Genomic DNA, 6000 nt, shown 5'->3' with positions numbered 1-6000 from the left:
GAGGGCGACGAGCAGGGCGGCGGTCACCAGCCCGGCGGCGACCGCGAAGGAGGACCGGTAGCCGCCGGCGAGGGCGGCGACCGGGTCGGTGCCCGCGGCGCGCAGCGCGTCGGCGCGGCTCGCCGCCAGGGTGGCCAGCACGGCCAGCCCGAGCGCCCCGCCGACCTGCTGGGTGGTGTTGGCCAGCCCGGAGGCGAGCCCGGCGTCGGCGGGTTCCGCACCGGCCATGGCCAGGGTGGTGACCGCCGGCAGGGTGAGCCCGCCCGCGACGCCGAAGACCAGCAGCGCGGGCAGCACGTCGGCGACGTAGCGGGCGTCCACCGGGAGGCGGGCCAGCAGCAGGAATCCGGCCACGGCGAGTGCCAGCCCGCCGACCAGCACGGTCCGGGCGCCGAAGCGAGCCACCAGCCGCCCGGCCAGCCCCAGCGAGACGGCCGCGATCACCAGCGGGGTGGGCAGGAAGGCGAAGCCGGTGGCGGCCGGGTCCAGGCCGAGGACGAGTTGCAGGTGCAGGGCGAGCAGGAACTGGAAGCCGAAGTAGGCGGCCACCATGAGGAACTGGGTGGCGTTCGCGGCGAGCAGGCCGGGCGCACGCAGCACCCGGGGCGGCAGCAGCGGGGTGGCGGCGCGCCGCTGCCGGGCGGCGAAGCCGGCGAGCAGCGCGGCGGCGAGCGCGCCCGCGCCGAGGGTGCGCGGCGAGGCCCAGCCGTGCTCGCCGGCGCCGACGATGGCCAGCACGGCGGCCATCAGCCCGGCGGTGGCCAGCACCGCGCCGAGCAGGTCCAGCCCGGCCCGCAGCCCGGCGCCGCGGTCCGGCGCGATCAGCCGTACGGCGCCGGCCACGATCGCGGCGCCGATCGGCAGGTTGATCAGGAAGATCGACCGCCAGCCGGCCAGGTCGGTGAGGACACCGCCGACCAGCAGCCCGAGCGAGGCCCCGGCCGCGCCGGTGAAGCTGAACACGGCGATGGCGCGGGCCCGCTCGGCCGGCTCGGGGAAGATCCGGACGATCATGCCGAGGCTGACCGCGGTGGCGAGCGCGCCTCCGACGCCCTGCGCGAACCGGGCGGCGACCAGGGTGCCCGGGCCGGTGGCGGTCGCGCAGAGCAGCGAGGCGAGCGTGAACAGGGCGACCCCGGCCAGGAAGACCTGCCGCCGGCCGAGCAGGTCGCCCAGCCGCCCGGCCAGGAGCAGCAGCCCGCCGAAGGCGACCAGGTACGCGTTCACCACCCAGGCCAGCCCGGCGGCCGGGAAGCCGAGGTCGGCCTGCACGGCCGGCAGCGCGACGGCGACGATGCTGCCGTCCAGGATGATCATCAGGCTGCCGGCGCTGAGCACGAGCAGCGCGGGCCAGCGGTTGGTCCCCGTCATGGTGGAGCTCCTCCTTGGTGCACGGTTTGTTACTGAGGCCATCGTCTGTGACCATGAGGCCGAGCGGAAGGAGGCACTTTGATGTCCCAGGGGAACAGGTGTGTGTCCATCCAGGCCGACCAGGCGCGGGCCTGCACCGTGCGGGAGGCGCTGGACCGGGTCGGCGGGAAGTGGAGCATCGGCATCCTCATCGCCGCCTCCCAGGGCCCGATCCGCTTCACCGAACTGGAGCGCCAGGTCGAGGGGATCAGCCGGCGGATGCTCACGCTGACCCTGCGCAACCTGGAGCGCGACGGCCTGCTGCACCGCCGCGTCCACCCCACCGTGCCGCCCCGGGTCGAGTACACGGCGACCCCGATGGCCCGGGAGCTCTACGAGTCGCTCGTGGCGCTCACCCGCTGGGCCGAACGGCACCGCGAGGGGATCAGCGCGGCGCGGGCGGCGTACGACCGGGAGCACGGGGCGCCGGTCGGCTGAGCGCCACTGTGGCGAAGGCCACCCGATCCGTCTGACCGATCGGTCAGGTGCTGACCGATCGGTCAGGCATGCTGGAGGGCATGGCACGGGCGGTACCGGAGACCCACGGCGAGATCCTCGCGGCGGCGGCGCGACGCTTCGCCGTCACCGGCTACAAGGGCACCTCGCTCCAGGACATCGCCCGTGCGGTGGGCTGTTCGAAGGCGACCGTGCTCTACCACTTCGCCAACAAGGAAGCCCTGCTCTGCGAGCTGATGGCGCCCGCCATCGCGGTGCTGGAGGCGCTCGACGCCCGGCTCGCCGGCACGACCGGCGCGGCCGCCCAGGAGATCGCCGGCGAGGGCTTCGTCGACCTGGCGGTGCGCTTCCGGCGGGAGATCGCCCTGCTCCGGGACGAGTTTCCCGACCTGCTCCAGCAGCCCGCGTTCGCGCACATCCAGCAGATCTCCGAACGGCTCATCGCGGCGTTCGCGGGCCACTCCGGCCGGCCCTCCGCACAGATCGCCGCGTTCGTGGTGCTCGCCGGCATCGCCGAGACGTGCGCCGAGTTCATCGACGTCCCCGACGACGAACTGCGGCCCGCCCTGCTGGCCGTCGTCCGGCGCGCCCTCGAACCCGTCACCTGATCCCCGATCCGACCCCGAGGACAAGGAAACCCATGGCGACCCTGCTGTACCGGCTCGGCCGGGCATCGTTGCGCCGACGGCGGCTCGTCGCCGTCGTGTGGCTCGTCGTACTCGTCGGCCTCGGCCTCGCCGCGGCCACCCTGAAGGGCCCGACGGCGAGCAACTTCACCATGCCGGGCACCGAATCGCAGAAGGCGATCGACCTGCTCGCCGACCGGTTCCCGGCGGCCAGCGGCGCCACCGGCACCATCGCCGTCAAGGCCCCCCAGGCGGGCCAGCTCACCACGCCCGAGGGGCAGGCGGTCGTCAAGCAGGTCACCCAGGAGGCGGCCACGCTGCCCGGTGTGGTCGGCGCCGTCGACCCGTACCAGGCGCAGGCGCTCACCCCGGACGGCCGGTTCGCGCTGATCCAGGTGCAGTTCCAGGGCCGGGCCGACGACGTGACCGACGCGCAGCGCGACGCGTACGAGAAGGTCGGCGCGCAGGCCGAGGCGCAGGGCTGGCAGATCGCCCCCGGCGGCGAGGTGCTGAACGGCGAGCCGGAGGTCGGCTCCACGGAGGCGCTCGGCGTGCTGGTCGCGGCGATCGTCCTGATCGTCACCTTCGGCTCGCTCGTGGCGGCCGGGATGACCATGCTGAACGCGCTGATCGGCGTCGGCGTCGGCATGGCCGGCCTGTACGCGCTCAGCGGCGCCGTCGAGCTGACCAGCACGGCGCCGATCCTGGCCCTGATGCTCGGCCTCGCGGTCGGCATCGACTACTCGCTCTTCATCACCTCCCGGCACCGGCAGAACCTGCTCGACGGCCTCTCCCCCGAGGAGGCGGTGGGCCGGGCGGTCGGCACGGCCGGCTCGGCCGTGGTCTTCGCCGGGGCCACCGTGGTGGTCGCGCTCGCCGGCCTGGCCGTGGTGGGCATCCCGTTCCTCACCGTGATGGGCCTGGCCGCCGCCGGCACCGTCAGCGTGGCCGTGCTGGTGGCGATCACCCTGGCTCCGGCGCTGCTCGGGTTCGCCGGCCGGAAGGTGCTGCCGCGGAAGCTGCGCGACCGCAAGGCGGTCGAGGACCCGGGCACCGGCTCGGAGGACCGCTCGGGCTTCGGCTTCCGCTGGGCGCACTGGGTGACCCGGCTGCGCATCCCGGTCATCCTGGTCGGCCTGCTCGGCCTCGGCCTGCTCGCCATCCCCGCGCAGGACATGCGGCTGGCCCTGCCGGACGCCGCGACGGCCGCCGAGGGCAGCCCGGCCCGGGTCAGCAACGACCTGATCCGGGAGGGCTTCGGCGAGGGCTTCACGGGGCGGCTCGCGGTGGTCGTCACCGCCGACTCGCCGCAGGCCACCCAGGCCGCCGTACCGCAGGTGACCGCGCTGATCCAGAAGACCGACGGGGTGCTGGCGGTGGCGCCGCCGCAGCTCGACCAGACCGGCCGTACGGCACTGCTCGGGGTGATCCCGAAGACCGGGCCGACCGACGCGGCCACCGAGACGCTGGTGCACGACATCCGCGCGCAGGTCGGCAACATCCAGAGCGCCGACGTGCTGCTGACCGGCGTGACCGCCATCGGCATCGACGTGTCGGAGAAGCTCTCCGACGCGCTCCCGGTCTACCTGCTGCTGGTGGTGGGCCTGTCGGTGCTGCTGCTCATGCTGGTGTTCCGGTCGATCCTGGTGCCGGTGAAGGCGGCGCTGGGCTTCCTGCTCACCGTGGCGGCCACCTTCGGCATCACGGTCGCGGTCTTCCAGCAGGGCCACCTGGCCGACCTGGTCGGGCTGGACACCCCGGGCCCGCTGGTCAGCTTCCTGCCGATCCTGCTCATCGGCATCCTGTTCGGCCTGGCCATGGACTACGAGGTCTTCCTGGTGTCCCGCATGCGCGAGGACTTCGTGCACGGGGACACCGCCCGCCAGGCCACCATCAACGGGATGGGGCACGGCGCCCGGGTGGTCACCGCCGCCGCCCTGATCATGATCTCGGTGTTCGGCGGCTTCGTCTTCCTGGACGACCCGGTCATCAAGTCGATGGGCTTCGCGCTCGCGATCGGTGTCGCCATCGACGCCTTCGTGGTCCGGATGACCATCGTCCCGGCGGTGATGTCGCTGCTCGACAACGCCGCCTGGTGGCTCCCGCGCTGGCTGGGCAAGGTCCTGCCCAACGTGGACGTCGAGGGCGAGGGCCTGCGCGCCCACCTCGCCGAGCGCGAGCCCGCCCAGGTGTGACGCGGGGACCTGCCCGGCCGGTCAGACGCCGGCCGGGTAGGTCTCCATCTCGCCCGGGGTGGCCAGCGCCGGCAGCGGGTGCAGGGCGGTCGCCTCGTCGCACCAGATGAACGCGTCGTAGCGCTCACCCAGCCGGGTCGGCACGTAGTTGCCCCAGGACTCGAAGCTGGGGTCGTAGACCACCCCGATGGCCCGGTGGTCGGTCTCGGCGGTCACCCACTCCGGCTGGTCCTCGCCGCCGAAGACCAGCACCGCCCGCTCCGGCATCAGCTCGTGCAGCCGCCGTTCCACCGAGCCCTCCCGGGCCGGCGGCACCATCATGGCCTCGGCCGGCGAACCCCAGCGCGGCGCGGCGACCACCGTGCCCCGGTAGCTGCCGAAGCCGACCAGCGCCACCGCGTCCCGGCCGTGCCGTTCCCGGCCGAGCTGGCCGATGTTCACCAGGCCGTCCGCCGCCATGTCGGTGGCGCGGGCGTCGCCGACGTGCGTGTTGTGGGCCCAGACGATCCCGCGCGCCTGCGGGCCGTAACGGTCGAGCAACCGGTCCAGCGTGTCGGCCATGTGGATGTCGCGGATGTTCCAGGACGCCGGGCCGCCGCCCACCATGGACCGGTAGTAGCGCTCCGCGCCGGCCACCACCTCCGCGTTCTGCCAGGCCGCGAAGCGGTCCGCGCCGTCCGCGGCGGCCTGTTCCCGGGTACGCGCCAGCAGCCGGACGACCTCCTCCTCGCACCGGGCCGAGACGAACCGGCTGGCCGCCCCGTAGTCCTCGATCCGCTTGCCGTACGGCTCGAAGCACCGGTACGCCTCCTGCGCCGCCTCCAGCGAGGCCGGCTCCTCCTCGCCCAGGTAGTCGAAGATGGCCTGCATCGACTCCCAGAGGCTGTAGACGTCCAGCCCGTGGAAGCCGGCCCGCTCCCCCTCGGGGCGTTCCAGGTTCCACGCCCGCAGCCAGCGGCAGAACCGGGCCACCTCGGCGTTGGCCCACATCCAGGTCGGCCAGCGTTCGAAACCCTCCAGCGCGGTCTGCGGATCGGCCGACCCGCCCGGTGCGCCCACCACCGAGCAGTTCACCCGGTCGCAGTCCGGCCAGTCCCCCTCCACCGCGACGAAGTCGAAGCCCTGTTCGGCGATGAGCCGCCGGGTCAGTTGCTCGCGCAGCCGGTAGTAGTCGTAGCTGCCGTGCGTCGCCTCGCCGATCATCACGATCCGCGCGTCCCGGACGCGTTCCAGCAGCGGGTCGAAGTCGCTCGGCGCGCCGAGCCGCTGTACCAGCATGCGAGCGGCTACCCGGGACCCGTCCGAGCAAACCG

5 protein-coding genes are annotated in these 6000 nt (G+C 73.9%); 3 read left to right on the top strand and 2 right to left on the bottom strand.

Annotated elements, in window-relative coordinates; genetic code table 11:
• Nucleotides 1–1371: MFS transporter (locus F8274_RS17615; RefSeq protein WP_151463488.1), on the bottom strand; the 1371-nt coding region annotated here is incomplete at its 3' end.
• 81 nt (nt 1372–1452) lie between these two features.
• Between F8274_RS17615 and F8274_RS17610 the strand changes: the two genes are divergently transcribed.
• The 3 genes from F8274_RS17610 to F8274_RS17600 all read left to right on the top strand — a co-directional run bounded on the left by F8274_RS17610 (nt 1453) and on the right by F8274_RS17600 (nt 4687).
• The gene (locus tag F8274_RS17610) at nt 1453–1848 is read left to right on the top strand and encodes a helix-turn-helix domain-containing protein (RefSeq protein WP_151463487.1); all 396 of its coding nucleotides are present in this window, start codon (nt 1453–1455) and stop codon (nt 1846–1848) included.
• Between the two features lie 80 nt (nt 1849–1928).
• On the top strand, nt 1929–2474 hold the full coding sequence (locus F8274_RS17605; RefSeq protein ID WP_151463486.1) for a TetR/AcrR family transcriptional regulator: 546 nt from the start codon (nt 1929–1931) through the stop codon (nt 2472–2474).
• 32 nt (nt 2475–2506) lie between these two features.
• Entirely contained in the window at nt 2507–4687 is a 2181-nt protein-coding gene (locus F8274_RS17600; RefSeq protein ID WP_151463485.1) for an MMPL family transporter, read from the top strand.
• Between the two features lie 21 nt (nt 4688–4708).
• Here F8274_RS17600 and F8274_RS17595 read toward each other — a convergent pair whose 3' ends face one another.
• Nucleotides 4709–5965 carry an erythromycin esterase family protein gene (locus tag F8274_RS17595; RefSeq protein WP_151463484.1) on the bottom strand — a complete coding sequence of 419 codons (1257 nt, stop codon included), beginning with the start codon at nt 5963–5965 and terminating at the stop codon, nt 4709–4711.
• Nucleotides 5966–6000: the final 35 nt, after the last annotated feature.

It is taken from the genome of Micromonospora sp. AMSO31t (assembly GCF_008868175.1).
GTDB lineage: Bacteria > Actinomycetota > Actinomycetes > Mycobacteriales > Micromonosporaceae > Micromonospora.
The sequence above is the reverse complement of the archived record's forward strand: the minus strand, read 5'-3'. Positions and strand labels throughout refer to the sequence as shown.